The sequence below is a fragment of the Streptomyces sp. NPDC005004 genome (assembly GCF_053600675.1).
Map to the genome: position 1 here is coordinate 394151 of NZ_JBSGAH010000001.1, position 19710 is coordinate 413860.

A 19710-nucleotide genomic window follows, 5' to 3' on the forward strand; every position below is an offset into this window, starting at 1 on the left:
GCTTTCGTACGTATGTATGCAGTGTGCCGCCCGGAGAGCCGGGCGGCACAGTCGATCAAGCAGGGGTCAGCGGGCGCCGAGGCTCCAGCGCGGACCCTGGGGGCTGTCCTCGACGACGAGCCCGGACTGGCCGAGCTGGTCGCGGATGGCGTCGGCGGTGGCCCAGTCCTTGCGGGCGCGGGCCGACTCGCGCTGGTCGAGGACGAGCCTGACCAGACTGTCCACCACGCCATGGAGGTCCTCGCCGCGCTCGCCGCCCTCGCCGGCCCACTGGGGGTCCAGCGGGTCGAGGCCGAGCACGCCGAGCATGGCGCGGACCTCGGCGAGGCGGGCGACGGCGCCCTCCTTGTCGTCGGCGGCCAGCGCGCTGTTGCCCTGGCGGACCGTGGTGTGCACGACGGCGAGCGCCTGCGGGACACCCAGGTCGTCGTCCATCGCCTCGGCGAAGGCGGGCGGCACCTCGGCGGCCGGTTCGACCGTGCCCCCGGCCTTCTCCAGGACGCGCTGCACGAATCCCTCGATGCGCGCGAACGCGGTCTCGGCCTCGCGCAGCGACTCCTCGCTGTACTCGATCATCGAGCGGTAGTGCGGGGTGCCGAGGTAGTAGCGCAGCACGATCGGGCGCCACTGCTTGACCATCTCGGAGACCAGCACGCTGTTGCCGAGCGACTTGGACATCTTGTCGCCCGCCATGGTGACCCAGGCGTTGTGCACCCAGTACCGCGCGAACTCGTCGCCGTAGGCCCTGGCCTGCGCGATCTCGTTCTCGTGGTGCGGGAAGATCAGGTCGAGACCGCCGCCGTGGATGTCGAAGACCGAGCCCAGGTATTTGTGCGCCATGGCCGAGCACTCCAGGTGCCAGCCGGGACGGCCGGGACCCCACGGCGTCGGCCAGCTCGGCTCGCCCGGCTTGGCCGCCTTCCACATCGCGAAGTCGCGCGGGTCCCGCTTGCCGGTCTCGCCGTCGCCCGAGGGCTGGAGCAGGTTGTCCAGCTCCTGGCGGGACAGCTCCAGGTAGTCGGGGAACGAGCGCACGTCGAAGTAGACGTTGCCGTCCGCCGCGTAGGCGTGGCCGCGCTCGATCAGGCCCTCCATCATCTCGATCATCTCGGTGATGTGGCCGGTGGCGCGGGGCTCGTAGCTGGGCGGCAGGCAGCCGAGGGCGGTGTACGCGTCGTTGAAGGCGCGCTCGTTCTCGTAGCCGATCGACCACCAGGGGCGGTTCTGCTCGTGGGCCTTGGTGATGATCTTGTCGTCGATGTCGGTGACGTTGCGGATGAACGTCACGTCGTAGCCGCGGTACGCGAACCAGCGGCGCATGATGTCGAAGTTCAGGCCCGAGCGGATGTGCCCGATGTGGGGGGCCGCCTGCACGGTGGCGCCACACAGGTAGATCGAGACACAGCCCGGCTTGACCGGGGTGAAGTCGCGAATCTGCCGGGCGCTGGTGTCGTACAGGCGAATAGTCACCCCCCCAGGGTAGTGGGCGCGGGGCAGTGCCATGCCCCGTACCGCCCTTGTCGTGTCCGGGGCCCGGTCAGAGGCTGCCGACCACCTTGCGCGGGGTGATCCGGACGACGACCCGCTCGGCGTCCTGGGCGGAGGCCGGGTTGAAGTCCGCGTACTTCTTGCCGGTGTACTTCTCCGACAGCTCGTCGATCAGTTCCTGGCCGCCCTCGGTGGTCATCTCGGCGATGCCGCGGATCTCGGCGTACTCGTAGGGACGCTCGGGGTCCATGACCACCACGGACACGTGCGGGTCGCGGTCCAGGTTCTTCTTCTTGCGCCGGTCCGCGGTGGTGGAGAAGAGCACGTCGTCGCCGTCCCGCTTCACCCATACCGGCGACAGCTGGGGACTGCCGTCGGGCTGGACGGTTCCGACGACGATGAAGACGGGGGTGTCCAGCAGGGCCTTGAGCCGGTCGGACAGGGCGGCGGACATGGGTACCTCCTCGGTCGGCGATGACTCTGCGGGTACCCTCGCACGCCCTCCGCTCACCCGCACGGCGAAAGCGTCGGCCCACGCGCTCGGGCGTGGTCAGCCCACCCGTACGACGAGGGCGGTCGCGACCGCCATCAACCCTTCCTCCCGCCCGGGGAAGCCGAGCCCGTCGGTGGTGGCACCGGAGACCGAGACGGGCGCGCCGACGGCGGCGGACAGGATCTGCTGCGCCTCCTCCCGGCGCTTGCCGATCTTCGGGCGGGGCCCGACGACCTGGACGGCGACGTTGCCGACGGCGAACCCGGCCGCGCGCACGATCCGGGCCGCCTCGGTGAGCAGCGCGACCCCGGAGGCGCCGGCCCACTCGGGGCGCCCGGTGCCGAAGTGCTGCCCGAGGTCACCTAGCCCGGCGGCGGAGAACAGGGCGTTGCAGGCGGCGTGCGCGACGACATCCGCGTCGGAGTGTCCGGCCAGTCCGGGCCCGGCGTTCTCCCACTTCAGGCCCGCGCACCACAGCTCGCGGCCCTCCTCGAAGGCGTGGATGTCGGTGCCGATGCCGACCTGGGGCAGCGCCGGGATCTCAGAAGCCATCGTTGAGCCTCCTGCGGTTGAGGACCGCCTCCGCGAGGACGAGGTCGAGGGGACGGGTGACCTTGAACGCCTCTTCGTGGCCGGGCACGGTCACGACCCGCGCGCCGAGCCGCTCGACCATGCTCGCGTCGTCGGTCACGTCCTCGGTGACGCTTTCGTGGGCGCGCACCAGCGTCGCCCGGTCGAAGCCCTGCGGGGTCTGCACCGCGCGCAGCCGGGCCCGCTCGGGCGTGCCGAGCACGGGCTCGGGCTCGCCGGGGACCGCGGCGGGCTCGACCTCCTTGACGGTGTCGGCCAGCGGCAGGGCCGGGACCACGGCCGGGGCGCCGGAGCGCACCGCCTCCACGACCGCGTCCACGGTGTCCACCGGGACCAGCGGACGGGCCGCGTCGTGCACGAGGACGACGTCGTACTCCGGCGGCAGCGCGTCGAGGCCGAACCGGACGGACTCCTGGCGGCTCTCCCCGCCGGGGACGACCAGGAAGTCGGTGCGCTCGGGCAGGGCGTGGTCGTCGAGCAGGGACTTCACCTCGGCGGCGCCGTCCGGCGGGGCCACGACGACGACCAGGGAGACGGACCGAGAGGCGGCCAGGGCGCGGATCGCGTGGATCAGCATCGGCGTGCCGTTCAGCGCGCGCAGCGCCTTGGGGGCGCCCGGACCGAGGCGTACGCCCCGCCCGGCAGCCGGGATCACGGCGGCGACACGGCTCCCGTAAGGGGACTCGGCGGGCGCGGGACGCGATTCGTCAGACATCGGTTCCTGTCAGGTTTGTGTGCTCGTCCTGGGTGGGTATGGCCTGGAGGAGTGCCGGGCGGCACGCCTTGACCGGACCCTTCCGTGACCCTGGTCGAGCCGTCACCCGGACCCGGCACACCAGTATCGGGGGTTCTCCGAGTCGTACGACAGGTTCTGTGCGTGGTGTGGCGGTGACGGGGTACGAGAACGCCGCGGCACCCGCGACAGGTTCAGTGTCGTCGGGCACCGCGGCATCGTGGCTGTGCCTGGCGCGCCCACTCGTGAGCGGCGGCTCAAAAGTGCGCGCGTCGGAAGCAGACAGGGGGCTGCCTGCCGGACGTCAGGAGGCGAGTACCTCGTCGAGCAGCGCCTCGGCCTTGTCCTCGTTCGTGTTCTCCGCGAGAGCCAGCTCGCTCACCAGGATCTGGCGGGCCTTGGCGAGCATCCGCTTCTCACCGGCGGAGAGTCCGCGCTCGCGCTCGCGACGCCACAGGTCACGCACGACTTCCGCGACCTTGATGACATCGCCGGAGGCGAGCTTCTCCAGATTTGCCTTGTAACGACGCGACCAGTTCGTGGGCTCCTCGGCATACGGCGCGCGCAGCACCTCGAAGACCCGGTCCAGCCCGTCCTGACCGACCACATCACGCACGCCGACGAACTCCGCATTGTCCGCTGGCACACGTACCGTCAGGTCACCCTGGGCGACCTTCAGCACCAAGTAGGTCTTGTCCACGCCTTTGATCTGGCGAGTTTCGATGGCCTCGATCAGCGCGGCCCCGTGATGGGGATAGACCACGGTGTCGCCAACCTTGAACGTCATGTGACAGGTACCCCTTCCGTGGCTATCCAGGGTAACACGGATACGGCGTCTTCTGAATGGCGTTTTCGCAGGTCAGGGCATATCTCGGGGCTTGACAACAGCGACCGGAACGTGCTGCGGGCCGCCTACGGAACCGGGTATTCGCAGGTCGGAGCGGCTCTGCGGGCGGCGTGAAACGCGTACGTCACACGCTCCTCAGACCCACTCCGAGCGGACGAATGTCCCGGTTTGCCTACCGCCAAGCGTACGACTTCCGGTGCTTCGTTCGATGACCGGGGGCCGGTACGAGACGAATCCGGAATTGATCACAGGGGGTCCGGCGGGCGGTGGATCAGTGACGGATGTTGCCGATGATGATGAAGCGGATGAAGAGACGGATGGGTCACTCCCGTGATCCGAAGGATCACCCGGAACGCTCATTGCGGACCGGCAATACGGCGCGTCAATAGCGGCCGGTCAATCGAGTGGCTCAATCAGGTGGCTCAATCCTGCTCAATCACGTGGGTCAATCGGGCGGCGGAAATCCCGGGCACCGCATTCCTTCACCGGAAATTCGCGCGGCGTGTCACGCGGTGTGTCGCAAGGTGTGCACCGGTCGTCCGGTGTGCCGTACCGGCGTGTCGTGGCGGGTTCTCCGCTCGCCCACCCGGAGGGACGGCAGGGTCTTGGGGAGGGTCGGGTGCGGTCGTCCTGGAACGGCTCGGTAGCCTAAGCCCGCTGACTGATACTTAGGGCGGCTTTACAAAGAAGGCCGTCCGTGCGTTCAAGGAGTTGCCGCCGCCGTGAGCAGCAGCCTTCGACGCGGCGCCCTCGCCGCCTCCGCCATCGCCCTCCCGCTGGCCATGCTCGCCGCCTGCGGTGCCGGCAACGACGCCCAGACCCTGGAGATCAAGCCCGACAACGCGGCGACCAGCGTGGGCACCATCAAGGTCCAGAACGCCCTGGTGATCACGCAGCCCGACCCCAAGGCCACGGGCCCCCTCGCGATCTCCGCGACGCTCTTCAACTCGGGCAAGGACGCCCAGACCCTCCAGTCGATCACCGTCCCGGGTGTGAACGAGAAAGTCGAGCTCAAGCCCGCCAAGGGCCAGAGCCTGACCGTCCCGCCGCACGGCTCCCTGATCCTCGGCGGCAAGGGCAACGCCTCCGCCATGCTCGCGAGCGGCAGCGAGATCGTCCGCAACGGCAACGCCCAGAAGGTCACCTTCACCTTCAGCAAGACCGGCGCGGTCAGCCTGCGCGCCTTCGTGGTCCCGGCCACCAGCTACTTCACCAAGTGGGGCCCGAGCGAGATCCCGTCGGCGCCGTCCACCTCGGCGTCGCCGTCCTCCTCTGCCTCCTCCTCGGCCTCTCCGCAGCCGGGCAGCAGCGCCTCCGCGGACGGCAAGGCATCCGCCCCCGCCGCGGGCGCCTCGCACAAGGCCGGCGAGAAGGCGACGCCGTCCGACTCCGCCTCGCAGTCGGCCGCCGGTCACTGAGCCTCCGCGAACGGTGAAGGGCGGCACCCCGGTTCCCCGGGGTGCCGCCCTTCACCGCTTGCACCGGCAGTCCGCCGAACCGGTTTGCAGCGGTGGGCGGCCGGACGGCCTACGGCTCGAACTTGTAGCCGAGCCCGCGCACGGTGACCAGGAAGCGCGGCGCGCCCGGGTCCGGCTCGATCTTGGCGCGCAGGCGCTTGACGTGGACGTCGAGGGTCTTCGTGTCGCCCACGTAGTCCGCGCCCCACACCCGGTCGATGAGCTGCATCCGGGTCAGCACCCGGCCCGCGTTGCGCAGCAGCATCTCCAGCAGGTCGAACTCCTTCAGCGGGAGATCGACCTTGGCACCGCCGACGGTCACCACATGGCGGTCCACGTCCATACGGACCGGTCCCGCCTCCAGCGCGGCCGGGGTGACCTCCTCCGGCTCGCCGCGCCGGCGCAGCACCGCGCGGATGCGGGCGACCAGCTCGCGCGAGGAGAAGGGCTTGGTCACGTAGTCGTCGGCCCCTATCTCCAGGCCGACGACCTTGTCGATCTCGCTGTCCTTGGCGGTCACCATGATCACCGGGACGTTGGAGCGGCCGCGCAACTGACGGCACACCTCCGTGCCGGGCAGCCCCGGCAGCATCAGGTCGAGGAGCACGAGATCGGCGCCGTTGCGCTCGAACTCTTCCAGTCCGTCGGGGCCGGTCGCCGCCACGGCGACCTCGAAGCCCTCCTTGCGGAGCATGTACGACAGGGCGTCGGAGAAGGACTCCTCGTCCTCGACGACGAGCACTCGGGTCACGGAAGGACCTCCGGGGCGGGAAGCGGTTCGTAAGGGGATGGGTCGCCGGCCCCGTCCTCGTCGTCGAGGCCGGGGAGCTGTGCCGCGCGGGCGCGGGCGGCGCCCGCCTCCGGCAGTCGCAGAGTGAAGGTGGAGCCCTGGCCCTCGGCGCTCCAGACCGAGACCTCGCCGCCGTGCGAGGCGACGACGTGCTTGACGATCGCGAGCCCGAGGCCGGTGCCTCCGGTGGCGCGCGAGCGGGCCGGGTCGACGCGGTAGAAGCGCTCGAAGATGCGCTCCTTGTCCTTGTCGGAGATGCCGATGCCCTGGTCGGTGACGGCCAGCTCGATGAGGTCGCCGCCGGGCGCGGCGACCCGCCGGGCGGCTATGCCGACGCGGGTGCGGGCCGGGGAGTAGTTGACGGCGTTCTCGACCAGGTTGCCGAGCGCTGCGGCGAGCTGGCCACGGTTGCCCCAGACGCGCAGTTCGGTGCCGGCGCGACGGCCGCCGCCCTCGGAGGCGGGGCGCTCGGGGCCCTGGATCGCGGCGGCCATGGTGATCTGCTTCGCACCGGCCTGGTGACGGCAGCGGTCCACGGCCTCGGCGACCAGCTCGTCCACGCGGACCGGCTCGGCGTCCTCCAGCGGGTCGTCGTTCTGCACCCGGGAGAGGTCGATCAGCTCCTGGACCAGGTTGGTCAGCCGGGTCGCCTCGATCTGCATGCGGCCCGCGAAGCGCTGGACGGCCTCGGGGTCGTCGGAGGCGTCCATGACGGCCTCGGAGAGCAGGGAGAGGGCGCCGGTCGGGGTCTTCAGCTCGTGGCTCACGTTGGCCACGAAGTCGCGTCGTACCGCCTCGATACGGCGGGCCTCGGTCAGGTCCTCGACCAGCAGCAGCACCAGGCGGGAGCCCAGCGGGGCGACGCGCGCCGAGACCGCGAGGGCCTCGCCGCGTCCGGTGCCGCGCCGGGGCAGGTCCAGCTCCACCTGGCGTATCTCGCCGTCGCGCCGGGTGTCCCGGGCCATCTGGAGCATCGGCTCGACCGCGAGCTTGCCGCCCCGGACCAGACCGAGGGCGTACGCGGCGGAGCTGGCCTTGACCACGGCGTCCGCCTCGTCCAGTACGACCGCCGAGGAGCGCAGCACCGACAGCACGGTGTCCACGCCGGGCGGCAGCACCGCGTCGGTGTGCAGCGAGGTCCGGGTGGGCCGCTTCTGGTCGCGCTCGCTCCAGCGGAACGCCAGCACGGCGATCACGCCGGTGAGCACCCCGGCGATCGCCGCCGCTGCGGCGACCGCCGCGTTCACGTCCATGTGACCAGGTTAGGCACGGGGTACGACCTGCCCACAGCCACCGGAGTGCGACCTCGGACACTCGTCGCCCAGAGTTCACCTTCAGGCCAGTGGGCGTTCACGCCGGGTGGCGGAAACGGACGCGTACGGGGCGGAACGTGGGAGCGTGGGGCGGTGTGGACACGGGGTCCGCACGGGTGGGCCCCGGCCGTACGTAGGACTGTACGTAGGAGAGGGAACTGATGCGGGACGCGTACCACGAGGAACTGGACTCGATCGGCGACGGTCTGGTGGAGATGGCCCGGCTGGTCGGCTCGGCGATCGGGCGCGCCACCACCGCCATCCTGGACGCCGATCTCAAGCTGGCCGAGAGCGTGATCGAGGCCGACCAGAAGGTCGACGAGCTCCAGCACGACCTGGAGGCCCGGGCCATAGCCCTGCTGGCCCGCCAGCAGCCGGTGGCCACCGATCTGCGCATCGTCGTGACGTCGCTGCGCATGTCCGCCGATCTGGAGCGCTCGGGCGACCTCGCCCAGCACGTGGCCAAGCTGGCCCGGCTGCGCTTCCCCGACCGGGCGGTCCCGCAGTACCTGCACGCCACCATCCTGGAGATGGGCCAGCTCGCGCAGCGGCTCATGGCGAAGGCGGCGGAGGTCATCATCACCAAGGACGTCGACCTCGCCCTCCAGCTGGAGCAGGACGACGACGAGATGGACCTCCTCCACCGCACCCTCTTCCAGCACCTGATCGACGACCGCTGGAAGCACGGCATCGAGACCGCGGTCGACGTCACCCTCCTCGGCCGCTACTACGAGCGCTACGCGGACCACGCGGTGGCCGTCGCCAAGCGGGTCGTCTACCTGGTGACGGGCGAGCACGCGGACGAACTCCAGCAGCAGCAGGAGGTGCCTCCGGCGGTGGGCGGCACGGAACAGGGCTGAGGGTGCCGGGGGTTGCCGGTGGGGTGGGAGTCACCGATGTGCCGACGCTTGCCGGCAAGGCGGGCGAGCCGTGCGGAACCTCCCCCATGTGCCACGGGAGTTGCGTGCGGGACGGGCGAGGCACACCGAACCACTCTGCCCGCGCCCGGACTTGTCCGGGGGCGTGCGGACGCCCCCATGCGCCCTGAATGCGCCGTTGATACCCCGTAGGCACGGCCCTGGAATTGGGCATGGAACGGTCGGGGCCACCTGGCCCCCGTGTCGAGGAGGACCCATGCCCGAATCCCCCACCCAACCCGACCCCACCCAGCCCGAGCGGACCGACCAGCCCGCCAGCCCCCTTTCCCTCCCCCTGATCGCGGCGTGCGGCTGCGGCTCGGGCTGCGGCTGCGGCTGCCAGTCGGGGGCGCCCTGCCAGTGCGGCTGAGGGTGTACGGGCGGTGAGGGGGCCGGCGCCTTCTGGGGGCGGGGCCCCCTCATCTGCCTGTACGACGAGGAGAATGCGGCTGCGCCGCCCGGAGAACGGAGCGAGCGCTACGGAGGTCCGTCCCGTGCCGCGTCAGCCTGCGGAGACCGCCCGCCATCGCGTGGTGACGCAGGCCTCCTCCATGTCCCACCACTCCTTGTCGACGCCATGCCGAAGCAGCCGCCGCACTCTGACGAGGTCGGCGGTGGGCGGGACGTCCAGGGCGACCATGCCGAACCGCTCGATGCCCTCCCCCTCGACACCGAGCTCCCGGAACGCGTTGAGCACGCTCTGCCGCGCCGCCCCCGAGCCGCCGTCCCGCAGCACGATCAGGCGCACGGTGCAGTTCTCCGAATGCCGGACCACCGCACCGCCCCACCGCACGCCCTCCTCGTCGGCCGCGGTGGTCACGACGTCCCCGCAGGCGACACCCCGCACGAACCAGGGCACGTTGTCGAGCCGCACGGTGCCGTCCCCCAGATCGACGGCCCACAGACTCTCCACGGAGACCGGAGGCCAGTCGTCCTCGACCTCCATCCGGAAGTGGACCTTCACGTAGGGGATTTCGGGGTTGGTCATGCTGTCCTCTCCATACCCGGAAACACTGAAGGCCCCCTTCCCGCAGAAAGGGGGCCTCCGGAAAAGCCGAGGGCGGCGTTACTTCTTCTTGCCCTGGTTCTTCACGGCCTCGATCGCGGCCTTCGCCGCCTCGGGGTCCAGGTACTTGCCGCCGGGGGTGACCGGCTTGAAGTCGGCGTCGAGCTCGTAGTAGAGCGGGATGCCGGTCGGGATGTTCAGGCCCGCGATGTCCTCGTCGGAGATGCCGTCCAGGTGCTTGACCAGGGCGCGGAGGCTGTTGCCGTGGGCGGCGACCAGGACGGTGTTGCCGTCGAGGAGGTCGGGGACGATGTTGTCGTACCAGTAGGGGAGCATACGGACGACGACGTCCTTGAGGCACTCCGTCTGGGGGCGCAGCTCCGGGGGGAGGTCCGCGTAGCGGGCGTCGTTGAACTGGGAGTACTCCGCGTCGCGCGGGAGCGGCGGCGGCGGGGTGTCGTAGGAGCGGCGCCAGAGCATGAACTGCTCCTCGCCGAACTCGGCCAGCGTCTCCGCCTTGTTCTTCCCCTGGAGCGCGCCGTAGTGCCGCTCGTTCAGGCGCCAGCTGCGGTGGACCGGGATCCAGTGGCGGTCCGCGGCCTCCAGCGAGAGCTGGGCCGTGCGGATCGCGCGCTTCTGGAGCGACGTGTGGACCACGTCGGGCAGCAGGCCGGCGTCCTTCAGCAGCTCACCGCCGCGGACCGCCTCCTTCTCGCCCTTCTCGTTGAGGTTGACGTCCACCCAGCCGGTGAACAGGTTCTTCGCGTTCCACTCGCTCTCGCCGTGGCGGAGGAGGATCAGCTTGTACGGTGCGTCGGCCATGGGTCAGAGCGTAATCCACCTCCCGGACGACCGGTCCGGCCGCCCACGGCGCCGACGACGGCGCCCGCGGCCGCACCCACAGTTGACGGCATCTGTTAATTGAGTGGCCTCCGACAACGCTGCCAGAGTAAGTTGCGCTCACCGCCAGCACCACTTACCCGGGGGTCTTGTCCACATGTCCGCGCTCGCCGCGCCCGTCGGCCGTCTCGCATCGGCCGTCCGCGCCTCCGTCTCCGGTATGCCCCGCGCCTTCTGGTGGCTGTGGACCAGCACCCTGATCAACCGGCTCGGCGCGTTCGTCGCCACCTTCATGGCGCTGTATCTGACGCTCGACCGCGGCTACTCCGCCTCCTACGCCGGTCTCGTCGCCTCCCTGCACGGACTCGGCGGGGTCGTCTCCTCGCTGGGCGGCGGGGTGATGGCGGACCGGTTCGGCAGGCGGCCGACGCTGCTGGTCGCGCAGTTGTCCACCGCCGCCGCGGTCGCCCTGCTCGGCTTCGTGCGCGACCCGGTCGCCATCGCGGCCGTCGCCTTCCTGGTCGGCGCCGCCTCGAACGCCTCGCGTCCCGCCGTGCAGGCCATGATGGCCGACATCGTGCGCCCCGAGGACCGCGTCCGCGCCTTCTCGCTCAACTACTGGGCGATCAACCTCGGTTTCGCCGTCTCCTCCATGGGCGCCGGCTTCATCGCCCGCTACAGCTACCGCGCCGGATTCCTCATCGAGGCGGGCATGACGCTGATCTGCGCGGTCGTCGTCTTCCTCAAGCTGCCCGAGTCCCGCCCGGCGCCCGCCGCCAAGGAGACGGGGGACCAGGTCGGTCTCGGCACCGTGCTGCGCGACCGGCGGTACATGGCGGTCGTCGGACTGTCCTTCCTCATCGCGCTGATCTTCCAGCAGGGTTCGGTCGGACTGCCGGTGGCCATGGGGCGCGCCGGGTTCTCCCCGGCGGACTACGGCCTGGCCATCGCCGTGAACGGCATCCTCATCGTCGTCCTGCAGATCCCGGTCACCCGCTTCATCGAGCACCGCGACGCCCGCACGCTGCTCGTCGTCTCCTCGCTGCTCGCGGGCTACGGCTTCGGGCTCACCGCCTTCGCCGGGTCGGTCGGGCTGTTCGCGCTGACGGTCGTGGTGTGGACCCTCGCCGAGATCGTCAACGCGCCGACCCAGACCAGCCTCGTCGTCCGCCTCTCCCCCGTCCACGGGCGCGGCCGCTACCAGGGCGTCTACGGCCTGTCCTGGTCCGCCGCCGCCCTGGTCGCCCCGCTGGTCGCCGGCGCGGTGATCGACCGCTTCGGTGCGGCGTGGCTGTGGGGCGGGTGCGCGGTGATCGGCACGGTGGCGGGGCTCGGGTACGGGGTGCTGATGCGGGGGCTGCCGAAGGAGGAGACGGTGGCCGCCGCCCAGACCGACCCCGTCCAGGCAGCACCCGCCTCGGCGGACGACGGTGCCGAGGTCTCGGACACCCCCGCCGAGCTGCGTACCGCCTGACTCCGCCGAGAGTGCGTGCATGGCGTCGCGCGGCAGACGAGAAGTGTCAGACCGGCCCTAGGGGTGCATCCGCGCCCCCTTCACCACCTTGTCCACCCCGTTCCTCGGGCCGTACACCGCGAGACCGACCAGGTCGAGTTCCGCCGTGGGTACGGCCCGTACGGCTGCCCGGTTGTCGTGGTCGTTGCCGGTGGCGAAGAGGTCGGCGGTGAAGAGGGCGCGGGGCAGGGCGCGGGCGAGCGCACGTGTGTGGGCCGCACACAGGGTCTCCTTGGAGCCCTCGAAGACCATCACGGGCTGCCGGAACATGGGCAGGTAACCCACACCGTCGGCGTCTTCGTACGGCGCGCCCACCACCTCGGGGACCTGGCTGCCCAGGCCGCTGACCAGGAACGCGGTGACGTTGAGCCGCTGCCAGGTCTCCAGGTCGTCCCGGAGCAGCACGGCGATCTTGGTGTCGAACCGGGTGACGGGGGCGTCGGGGAGAAGGGGCTGTTCGTTCATGTCGCCGAGACTGCCGACCGGGGCGGGGCGGCGTCTTGTACGTTTTATGCGTGGCCGCCGATCAGCGTGACGTCTCCGCCTGGCGCCCGCGTGTGCCGGGTGTCGTGGAGGTGTTTCACGCCCGTTTCACGGAGTACGCGTATCCGATGCACGTCCACGACGCCTGGACGCTGCTGATCGTGGACGACGGCGTGGTGCGGTACGACCTCGGGCGGCACGAGCACGGCACCCCGCGCGACACGGTCACCCTGCTGCCCCCGCATGTGCCGCACAACGGCGCCGCCGCGACCCCGGACGGCTTCCGCAAGCGGGTGCTGTACCTCGACGAGAGCCTGCTCGGCGAGGAGTTGATCGGTGCCGCCGTCGACGGCCCCGACCTGGTGGACACGGTGCTGCGCGAGCGGGTGGGGCGACTGCACGGGGCGCTGCTCCGGGCGGGGGACGAACTGGAGGCGGAGAGCCGTCTCGCCCTGGTCGGGGAGCTGTTGCGGGACCATCTCGGGCGGCGGGAAAGGCAGCCGGGGCGCCCTGATCCCGTACTGGCACGTCGGCTGCGGGAGTTGCTGGACGAGCAGGTCGCCGGGCGCCTCACCCTCGCGGACGCCGGTCGGCTCCTGCACGCCCATCCCGCCCATCTGGTGCGGACGTTCAGCACCGCCTACGGCATCCCGCCCCACCAGTACCTGACCTCCCGCCGCGTGGGCCGCGCCCGTCGTCTTCTGCTCGACGGTCTGCCGCCGAGCGAGGTCGCGACGGCCACCGGATTCTGCGACCAGGCCCATCTCACCCGGCACTTCAAGCGGTTGGTGGGGGTGACTCCGGGGCGCTACCGGGGCGGTCGCGCCTGACGTCGCGTCAGCTCTCTTCGCGGCGGAGCAGGTGGGCGAAGGCGTCCAGGTTGCGAGTGGACTCGCCGCGGGAGACGCGCCAGGCGTGTTCCTTGCGGATGGCGGTGGCGAAGCCGAGTTCCAGGAGGGTGTTGAAGGCGCCGTCGGCCGCTTCGAGGACCTGGCCGAGGAGGCGGTCGATCTCGTCGGGGGTGACGGCGGCGAGGGGGAGGCGGGCGGTGACGTAGACGTCGCCGAGGCGGTCGACGGCGTAACTCACGCCGTACAGCTTGAGGTTGCGCTCCAGGAGCCAGCGGTGGACGCCTGCCTCGTTCTCGTCGGGGTGCCGGATGACGAAGGCGTTCACGGAGAGGGTGTGGCGGCCGACGAGGAACGACACGGTGGTGGAGAGCTTGTGGGTGCCGGGGAGCTTGACGACGTAGGACCCGGGCTCGGGGCTCTCCCACTCCAGCTCGGCTTCCTTGAGGGCGTCCTCGATCACGCGCGCGGCCCTGTTGGTGTCGTCCATGTGCGCGTCGTCCGTGTGCGCCTCGCCCATGTGCGCGTCGTCCGTGTGCGCGTTGTCCGTGTGCGCTTCACCCATGTTCGCCCCGCTACCCATGTTCGCCTCGCCCATGTCGTCGGACCCCATGTGGGCAACGGCCCAAGCCTCCCGGACCACCCATGGTGGGCGCGTCCATGTGCGCACCGCCCAGGCCGGCCTCCCCCAGGAGGGCGCCACCCAGGTGAGCACCGCCCATGGCCCCCGTCTCACCCATGCGGCGAGCGTACGCGACGCCGGTGCGTCGACATCGCGGCCGTGTACACGTCCGCCGTGGCCGCCGCCGAGGCGTCCCAGCCGAAGCCGAGGGCGTGGCGGGCGGCGGCGGCGCCCATGCGGGCGGAGAGGGTGGGGTCGTCGGCGAAGCGGCGCAGGACGCGGGCGTAGGCGGCCGGGTCGTGGCCGTCGACGAGGAAGCCGGTCTCGCCGTCGCGGACGGCGACCGGGAGGCCGCCGACCGAGGCGGCGATCACCGGTGTACCGGTGGCCTGCGCCTCGATGGCGACGAGACCGAAGGACTCGCTGTAGGACGGCATGACCAGGACGGACGCGGCCCGGAACCAGTCCGCGAGCTGTTCCTGTCCGACCGGCGGCCGGAACCGTACGACGTCCGCGATGCCCAGCCGTGCGGCGAGCTTCTGCAGCCCCTCGGGCTTGGCGAGGCCGCTGCCGCTGGGTCCGCCCACGACGGGCACGACGATCCTCTGCCGCAGCTCGGGGCGCTCGTCCAGGAGATGGGCGACGGCGCGGAGCAGCACGTCGGGGGCCTTGAGGGGCTGTATCCGGCCGGCGAAGAGGGGGATCAGGGCGTCCTGCGGCAGCCCGAGCCGGGCGCGGGCGGCGGCGCGGCCGTCGGCGACGCGGAAGCGGCCGAGGTTCACGCCGGGGTGGACGACGGCGACCTTGGCGGGGTCGGCCTCGTAGTGCCGGACGAGTTCGGCGGCCTCCTCGGCGGTGTTGGCGATGAGCCGCCCGGCGGCGTGCACGATCTGGGTCTCACCGATCACCCGCGCGGCGGGCTCGGGAGTGTCGCCCGCGGCCAGGCTGGCGTTCTTGACCTTGGCCATGGTGTGCATGGCGTGGACCAGCGGGACGCCCCAGCGCTGGGCGGCGAGCCAGCCGACGTGCCCGGAGAGCCAGTAGTGGGAGTGGACGAGGTCGTAGTGGCCGGGGCGGTGTCCGGCCCACGCCTGCATGACGCCGTGGGTGAAGGCGCAGAGCTGCGCGGGCAGGTCCTCCTTGGCCAGGCCCTCGTAGGGGCCCGCGTCCACGTGCCGGACCAGGACGCCGGGGGCGAGCTGGACGGTGGGGGCGAGGTCGCCGGAGGTGGCCCGGGTGAAGATCTCGACCTCGATGTTGATCGCGGCCAGGCGCTGGGCCAGCTCCACGATGTAGACGTTCATGCCGCCCGCGTCGCCGGTGCCGGGCTGGTGGAGCGGCGAGGTGTGCACGGAGAGCATGGCGACCCGGCGCGGCCTGCGGTGCAGCCTCAGCCGGGGCGGAGCCGCCGGGGAGCGACGCCCGAGCCTGCTGACGTACTGGCTCACGTGGCGTTCCTCCTCCTGGGCGCGGCCATGACGACCGGAGGACCGACCCAGCCCTCCCGGACGTGAACACCCGACGGGTGTCCGCCCATTTCCGATGACCGGCCCGATCAAGCGGCTTTACCCAATCATGACCATGATTCGCTCAACCGTTCGGACCCGGCGCGAGTCCAAGACCGCCAAGAGCCCGGCCCCCGGCGCGCCTCCGGGACCGGCACGCCTCCGGGACCGGCACGCCGGTCCGCACCAGCACGCTTCCCGGCCGGCCACGCGCCCCGCACCGGCACACGCCCGGCCAAAGCCCCTCCGCCCCCGCTTACCCTCGTATCCATGGCGAACCGCGCGACCTCACGACCCGTAGGCACGGTGACGCGCGGCACCACCAACCCCAACCGGCTGCGCCGCATGGACCGCTGGATCGCGGCCACGCACGGCGCCGAGCTGCGCCGCGCGGACGCGCCGGTGGCCGTCGACCTCGGCTACGGCGCCGCGCCCTGGACCGCCGTGGAACTGCTGGGCCGCCTGCGCACCGCCGCACCCGGCACCCGGGTGGTCGGCGTCGAGATCGAACCCGAACGGGTCGCGGCCGCGCGGCCGTACGAGCGCGAGGGGCTGACCTTCCGGCACGGCGGGTTCGAGATCCCGGTGCCCGGGCGGCCGATGCTGATCCGCGCGGCGAACGTGCTGCGGCAGTACGACGAGGAGCAGGTCGCCGCCGTGTGGGAGCGACTGTGCGCGCGGCTCGCCCCGGCGGACGGCGCCTCGCGCGGCGGGCTGCTGGTCGAGGGGACGTGCGACGAGGTCGGGCGACGGCACGTGTGGGTCGCGCTCGGTCCCGAGGGCCCGCGCACGGTGACCTTCGCGACCCGGCTCGGCTCCCTTGAGCGTCCCTCCGACCTCGCCGAGCGGCTGCCGAAGGCGCTGATCCACCGCAACGTGCCGGGCGAACCGGTGCACGCCTTCCTGCGCGACTTCGACCGCGCGTGGGCCGCCGCCGCGCCCTTCGCCTCCTACGGCGCCCGCCAGCGCTGGCTGCGCACGGTGCGGGACCTGACGGCCGACTGGCCCGTGACGGACGGTCCCGCGCGCTGGCGCCAGGGCGAAGTCACCGTGGACTGGGCCGCGTTGGCGCCCCGCGGCTACTGAGCGGGTACTGAGCCCCAACGCCCCGGGAACCACGGGGGAACGATCTCCGTGCGCCGTACGTCACACCCGCGGAAGATCGTCGTAACGGCTCCCTCCGGGGGGAAGTGCGGGAGGAGCGAGTGTCGCAGCGGTCCGAAAGAGGCAACCGGGAGTACGACTTCGTACGACCTCTGTCACTTCGGGCCCATTCGTGGCACGATCCCTCGGACGGCACAGGTTACTGACGGTAAATCAGTTTGGGGGGACGTATGGGTTCGGGCAAGCGCGGCCTGCTCGCCACCGCCGTGACCGTGGTCTGCGCGGTGACCGTGCTGGCAGGTGCCGGTACGGCGTTCGCCTCGGTGCCGTCCGAACCCTCCGCGCCGCCGCCCGCGTCCGGCTCGCCCTCGCCCACGCTCCCCGGGAGCCCCGCGCCGAGCACGACGCCGACGCCCGCCCCCGACAAGGACCTGCAGAAGATCCGCAAGCGGCTCGACCGGCTGTACCACGAGGCCGCCGTCGCCACCGACGCCTACAACGCGGCCGAGGAGAAGGCCGAGAAGCAGTCCGCGCGGGTCGACGACCTCAACGAGCGGATCGCGGAGGGCAGGCGGAAGCTGAAGCGGCTCAAGGACCAGGCGGGCGCGGCCGCCCGCGCCCAGTACCGCAACGGCGGACTGCCGCCCACGGCGCGGTTCCTGCTCAGCGACGACCCGCAGCAGTTCGCGGACTCGGCGGCGACGATCCTCAACGGCGAGCGGGCGACCAGGAAACTGCTCACCGAAATGGCCCGCACCCAGAAGGAGTTGCAGGCCGACTCGGACGACGCCGCCGCCCGGATGAAGAAGCTGGAGGCCGACCGCGAGGACAAGGCCGCCGCGAAGAAGAAGATCAAGAAGCGGATCGCGGACGCCGAACTGGTCGAGTCGGGGCTGGAGAAGAAGGAGAAGGAGCGGCTGGCCGAGCTGGAGCGGAAGGCCGCCCACGCGGCGCAGACCGCCTGGGTCGACACCGGTGTCCTCGACGGCATCAGCGACAAGACCTCCGCCGAGGGAAGGAAGGCGGTCGCGTTCGCCACCGCCCAGCTCGGCAAGCCGTACGTCTGGGGCGCCGAGGGACCCGACTCCTTCGACTGCTCCGGGCTCACCTCGCAGGCGTGGGCCGCGGCGGGCCGTCCCATCCCGCGCACCTCGCAGGAGCAGTGGCGCCGGCTCCCCCACGTGGCGGTGAAGGACATGCGCCCCGGGGACCTGATCATCTACTTCGACGACGCCACGCACGTCGCGATGTACGCCGGGGACGGCAAGATCATCCACGCGCCGCGTCCCGGGCGCACGGTGACGGTGACCGGCGCGGGGACGATGCCGATCCTGGGCGTCGTACGGCCGAACGGCTGACCGCCGCGCCGGGCGCCGTCGTACACCGCCCGGCGTGACCCGTGCCACCCCCGGCGCCCCCGCGCCTGTGTGACCGACTCCACCCCGGACCCCGTCCGCCGAGTGAGCTTCGTCATCCCGGCGCCGCCCGGCGCACCCCGAACCCCCTTGCGCCGCACGGCACATGGCGACCGTCCGCACCCGAGCGACGCGGCTCACACCATTCCGCCGGAACCGCCCCAACCGCTATGGTCACCCGACGGTGGATCGAGACCCCTCGACACCACCACCCTCGGGGGGAGCGAAGGAACCCAGGAAGATGCCCGTACCCATACCGCGGCAGAGGGCGATCCCGGCCGTGGAAAGTGGTCAGGCGCGGGCCGCCACCGTGTTCGGCGGCCCCCTCGAACAGGAGGCCGGCCACGACACCACGCCCCACGGCGCCACCGCCGGACCGCTCACCCTGCTGCTGATCGAGGACGACCCGGCCGGGCCGATCGTGCCCGAGCTGCTGGACGCCTCCGGCAAGCCCATCCGCGTGCGCACCGCCCGCAACCTCACCGAGGCGGGACGGCTGCTCACCGACGACGTCCACTGCATCCTGCTGGACCTCGCCCTGCCCGCCTCCGGCCGCCCCGAGGACCCCGACGAGCTGGCCGTACTGCGCCAGGTGCTGGAGCTGGCCCCCCGGCAGGCGGTGATCGCGCTGACCGCCTCCGGCGACGCCGAGCGCGGTGCCGAGGCCGTGCGCGTGGGCGCCCAGGACTATCTGTTCCGCGACGAGCTGGACAGCAGGCTGCTCAACCGCGCCATCCGCTACGCCGTCGAGCGCAAGCGCTCCGACACCGCCGAGCGGCGCCTGGCCGAGGGCAAGCTGCGCGCGCAGGAGAACCGGCGCCTTGAGCGCGGTCTGCTGCCGACCCCGCTGCTCGAGGGCTCGGGGCTGCGCTTCGCCGCCCGCTACCGCCCCGGCCGCTCCCGAGCGCTGCTCGGCGGCGACTTCTACGACGCGGTACGCACCCCCGACGGGACCGTGCACGCCATGATCGGCGACGTCTGCGGCCACGGCCCGGACGAGGCGGCGCTCGGCGTGGAGCTGCGCATCGCCTGGCGGGCGCTGACCCTGGCCGGGCTGTGCGGGGACCAGCTCCTGGACACCCTCCAGGAGGTACTGATCCACGAGCGCGCCCACGAGGAGATCTTCGCGACCCTCTGCACCGTGGACATCTCCCCGGACGGCCGCCGGGCCGGCCTGTGCCTGGCCGGTCATCCGTCCCCGCTGCTGGTACGCCCCGGCGCGGGCACGCCCGTACCGCGCCTGCTGCCGTACGAGAACAACGGTCCCGCGCTCGGGCTGCTGCCCGGCGCCCGCTGGCCTCGGATGCAGGTCGAGCTGGGTGCCGAGTGGAGCCTGATGCTCTACACCGACGGCCTGATCGAGGGCCGTGTCGGCACCGACGGCGACCGTCTCGGCCAGGACGGCATGACCGCCATGATCCACCGCCAGCTCTCCGAGGGCCTGCGCGGCGAGGAACTGCTGCGCGCGGCGGTCAACGAGGCCCGCGACCTCAACGGGGGCGACCTCACGGACGACGTGGCGGTCGTGCTGCTGGAGCGCCAGCGGTAACGGTCCCCTGGGCTGGACCGGGCAGGGGCTGGGCAGGGCTGCGGGGGCGTTTTGCCTCGGGGCGACGGACCGGAACCGGTCTCCGCCGGGCGGCTGAGCGGTGTCGGGTGTCAGGCCCTTGAGGCGGCGGGGCCGGAACGATCGTCTCCGGGCCGTGGCACGTGCCCGGCGGGAGGCCGCCCGTCGGCGGCGCCCC

The 19710-nt window shown here is 71.8% G+C and carries 20 protein-coding genes; 8 read left to right on the plus strand and 12 right to left on the minus strand.

Annotated elements, in window-relative coordinates; translation table 11 throughout:
• Positions 1-66: 66 nt before the first annotated feature.
• From cysS to ACWEEU_RS01820, 5 genes are all read right to left on the minus strand, one after another.
• The gene (gene cysS / locus ACWEEU_RS01800) at positions 67-1470 is read right to left on the minus strand and encodes a cysteine--tRNA ligase (RefSeq protein ID WP_385751264.1); all 1404 of its coding nucleotides are present in this window, start codon (positions 1468-1470) and stop codon (positions 67-69) included.
• A 67-nt stretch (positions 1471-1537) separates the two neighbouring features.
• Positions 1538-1942, minus strand: coding sequence for a PPOX class F420-dependent oxidoreductase (locus tag ACWEEU_RS01805; RefSeq protein WP_385751266.1), 405 nt, complete (start codon positions 1940-1942; stop codon positions 1538-1540).
• A gap of 96 nt (positions 1943-2038) precedes the next feature.
• The gene (gene ispF / locus ACWEEU_RS01810; protein WP_385751268.1) at positions 2039-2533 is read right to left on the minus strand and encodes a 2-C-methyl-D-erythritol 2,4-cyclodiphosphate synthase; all 495 of its coding nucleotides are present in this window, start codon (positions 2531-2533) and stop codon (positions 2039-2041) included.
• On the minus strand, positions 2523-3287 hold the full coding sequence (ispD, locus tag ACWEEU_RS01815) for a 2-C-methyl-D-erythritol 4-phosphate cytidylyltransferase (protein WP_385751270.1): 765 nt from the start codon (positions 3285-3287) through the stop codon (positions 2523-2525). The genes ispF and ispD overlap by 11 nt, the downstream gene beginning before the upstream one ends.
• Positions 3288-3609: 322 nt before the next feature.
• Complete coding sequence (locus ACWEEU_RS01820) at positions 3610-4092, minus strand: CarD family transcriptional regulator (protein ID WP_003953493.1); 483 nt, start codon at positions 4090-4092, stop codon at positions 3610-3612.
• A 782-nt stretch (positions 4093-4874) separates the two neighbouring features.
• Between ACWEEU_RS01820 and ACWEEU_RS01825 the strand changes: the two genes are divergently transcribed.
• Positions 4875-5570, plus strand: coding sequence for a DUF461 domain-containing protein (locus ACWEEU_RS01825; RefSeq protein WP_451727399.1), 696 nt, complete (start codon positions 4875-4877; stop codon positions 5568-5570).
• Between the two features lie 109 nt (positions 5571-5679).
• Here ACWEEU_RS01825 and ACWEEU_RS01830 read toward each other — a convergent pair whose 3' ends face one another.
• Positions 5680-6360 (minus strand): response regulator transcription factor, encoded by a 681-nt coding sequence (locus ACWEEU_RS01830; protein WP_018548425.1) that lies wholly within the window; start codon positions 6358-6360, stop codon positions 5680-5682.
• Complete coding sequence (locus tag ACWEEU_RS01835; protein WP_385750286.1) at positions 6357-7652, minus strand: sensor histidine kinase; 1296 nt, start codon at positions 7650-7652, stop codon at positions 6357-6359. Before ACWEEU_RS01835 ends, ACWEEU_RS01830 begins: the two co-directional genes overlap by 4 nt.
• A gap of 221 nt (positions 7653-7873) precedes the next feature.
• On the opposite strand from ACWEEU_RS01835, the gene phoU reads away from it, so the two are divergent.
• Together phoU and ACWEEU_RS01845 are read left to right on the plus strand one after the other, a co-directional pair.
• A complete protein-coding gene (phoU, locus tag ACWEEU_RS01840) occupies positions 7874-8572 on the plus strand; it encodes a phosphate signaling complex protein PhoU (RefSeq protein ID WP_451727403.1) in 699 nt (232 codons plus the stop codon).
• Positions 8573-8846: 274 nt separating this feature from the next.
• Positions 8847-8999 carry a hypothetical protein gene (locus ACWEEU_RS01845; protein WP_385750280.1) on the plus strand — a complete coding sequence of 51 codons (153 nt, stop codon included), beginning with the start codon at positions 8847-8849 and terminating at the stop codon, positions 8997-8999.
• A 132-nt stretch (positions 9000-9131) separates the two neighbouring features.
• Here the strand turns inward: ACWEEU_RS01845 and ACWEEU_RS01850 are convergent, their stop codons facing one another.
• Together ACWEEU_RS01850 and ACWEEU_RS01855 are read right to left on the minus strand one after the other, a co-directional pair.
• Positions 9132-9617 carry a DUF4265 domain-containing protein gene (locus tag ACWEEU_RS01850; RefSeq protein ID WP_451727407.1) on the minus strand — a complete coding sequence of 162 codons (486 nt, stop codon included), beginning with the start codon at positions 9615-9617 and terminating at the stop codon, positions 9132-9134.
• Positions 9618-9695: 78 nt separating this feature from the next.
• Positions 9696-10457 (minus strand): phosphoglyceromutase, encoded by a 762-nt coding sequence (locus ACWEEU_RS01855; protein ID WP_385750275.1) that lies wholly within the window; start codon positions 10455-10457, stop codon positions 9696-9698.
• Positions 10458-10632: 175 nt separating this feature from the next.
• Between ACWEEU_RS01855 and ACWEEU_RS01860 the strand changes: the two genes are divergently transcribed.
• Positions 10633-11949, plus strand: coding sequence for an MDR family MFS transporter (locus tag ACWEEU_RS01860; protein WP_451727410.1), 1317 nt, complete (start codon positions 10633-10635; stop codon positions 11947-11949).
• A 57-nt stretch (positions 11950-12006) separates the two neighbouring features.
• Here the strand turns inward: ACWEEU_RS01860 and ACWEEU_RS01865 are convergent, their stop codons facing one another.
• Positions 12007-12453, minus strand: a complete 447-nt coding sequence (locus ACWEEU_RS01865) for a DUF2000 family protein (RefSeq protein ID WP_385750272.1) — start codon at positions 12451-12453, stop codon at positions 12007-12009.
• Positions 12454-12503: 50 nt separating this feature from the next.
• Between ACWEEU_RS01865 and ACWEEU_RS01870 the strand changes: the two genes are divergently transcribed.
• A complete protein-coding gene (locus ACWEEU_RS01870; protein ID WP_451727414.1) occupies positions 12504-13301 on the plus strand; it encodes an AraC family transcriptional regulator in 798 nt (265 codons plus the stop codon).
• Positions 13302-13308: 7 nt separating this feature from the next.
• On the opposite strand, the gene ACWEEU_RS01875 is transcribed toward ACWEEU_RS01870, so the two are convergent.
• Both ACWEEU_RS01875 and mshA read right to left on the minus strand, forming a co-directional pair.
• Entirely contained in the window at positions 13309-13809 is a 501-nt protein-coding gene (locus ACWEEU_RS01875; protein ID WP_451727589.1) for a YbjN domain-containing protein, read from the minus strand.
• Between the two features lie 242 nt (positions 13810-14051).
• A complete protein-coding gene (mshA, locus tag ACWEEU_RS01880) occupies positions 14052-15389 on the minus strand; it encodes a D-inositol-3-phosphate glycosyltransferase (RefSeq protein WP_451727417.1) in 1338 nt (445 codons plus the stop codon).
• 327 nt (positions 15390-15716) lie between these two features.
• On the opposite strand from mshA, the gene ACWEEU_RS01885 reads away from it, so the two are divergent.
• The 3 genes from ACWEEU_RS01885 to ACWEEU_RS01895 all read left to right on the plus strand — a co-directional run bounded on the left by ACWEEU_RS01885 (position 15717) and on the right by ACWEEU_RS01895 (position 19514).
• Positions 15717-16532, plus strand: coding sequence for a class I SAM-dependent methyltransferase (locus ACWEEU_RS01885; RefSeq protein WP_451727420.1), 816 nt, complete (start codon positions 15717-15719; stop codon positions 16530-16532).
• A gap of 248 nt (positions 16533-16780) precedes the next feature.
• Positions 16781-17908, plus strand: coding sequence for an NlpC/P60 family protein (locus ACWEEU_RS01890; protein ID WP_451727422.1), 1128 nt, complete (start codon positions 16781-16783; stop codon positions 17906-17908).
• A gap of 298 nt (positions 17909-18206) precedes the next feature.
• The gene (locus ACWEEU_RS01895; RefSeq protein ID WP_385750266.1) at positions 18207-19514 is read left to right on the plus strand and encodes a PP2C family protein-serine/threonine phosphatase; all 1308 of its coding nucleotides are present in this window, start codon (positions 18207-18209) and stop codon (positions 19512-19514) included.
• Positions 19515-19710 lie beyond the last annotated feature (196 nt).

Excerpts from the sequence above, each read along its gene's own strand:
- ACWEEU_RS01895 (WP_385750266.1), top strand. The coding sequence starts at position 18,207 with ATGCCCGTACCCATACCGCGGCAGAGGGCGATCCCGGCCGTGGAAAGT.
- ACWEEU_RS01835 (WP_385750286.1), bottom strand. The coding sequence starts at position 7,652 with ATGGACGTGAACGCGGCGGTCGCCGCAGCGGCGGCGATCGCCGGGGTG.
- ACWEEU_RS01855 (WP_385750275.1), bottom strand. The coding sequence starts at position 10,457 with ATGGCCGACGCACCGTACAAGCTGATCCTCCTCCGCCACGGCGAGAGC.
- ACWEEU_RS01805 (WP_385751266.1), bottom strand. The coding sequence starts at position 1,942 with ATGTCCGCCGCCCTGTCCGACCGGCTCAAGGCCCTGCTGGACACCCCC.
- phoU (WP_451727403.1), top strand. The coding sequence starts at position 7,874 with ATGCGGGACGCGTACCACGAGGAACTGGACTCGATCGGCGACGGTCTG.
- ACWEEU_RS01890 (WP_451727422.1), top strand. The coding sequence starts at position 16,781 with ATGGGTTCGGGCAAGCGCGGCCTGCTCGCCACCGCCGTGACCGTGGTC.
- ispF (WP_385751268.1), bottom strand. The coding sequence starts at position 2,533 with ATGGCTTCTGAGATCCCGGCGCTGCCCCAGGTCGGCATCGGCACCGAC.
- ACWEEU_RS01885 (WP_451727420.1), top strand. The coding sequence starts at position 15,717 with ATGGCGAACCGCGCGACCTCACGACCCGTAGGCACGGTGACGCGCGGC.
- ispD (WP_385751270.1), bottom strand. The coding sequence starts at position 3,287 with ATGTCTGACGAATCGCGTCCCGCGCCCGCCGAGTCCCCTTACGGGAGC.
- ACWEEU_RS01875 (WP_451727589.1), bottom strand. The coding sequence starts at position 13,809 with ATGGACGACACCAACAGGGCCGCGCGCGTGATCGAGGACGCCCTCAAG.
- ACWEEU_RS01860 (WP_451727410.1), top strand. The coding sequence starts at position 10,633 with ATGTCCGCGCTCGCCGCGCCCGTCGGCCGTCTCGCATCGGCCGTCCGC.
- ACWEEU_RS01865 (WP_385750272.1), bottom strand. The coding sequence starts at position 12,453 with ATGAACGAACAGCCCCTTCTCCCCGACGCCCCCGTCACCCGGTTCGAC.
- ACWEEU_RS01845 (WP_385750280.1), top strand. The coding sequence starts at position 8,847 with ATGCCCGAATCCCCCACCCAACCCGACCCCACCCAGCCCGAGCGGACC.
- ACWEEU_RS01850 (WP_451727407.1), bottom strand. The coding sequence starts at position 9,617 with ATGACCAACCCCGAAATCCCCTACGTGAAGGTCCACTTCCGGATGGAG.
- ACWEEU_RS01820 (WP_003953493.1), bottom strand. The coding sequence starts at position 4,092 with ATGACGTTCAAGGTTGGCGACACCGTGGTCTATCCCCATCACGGGGCC.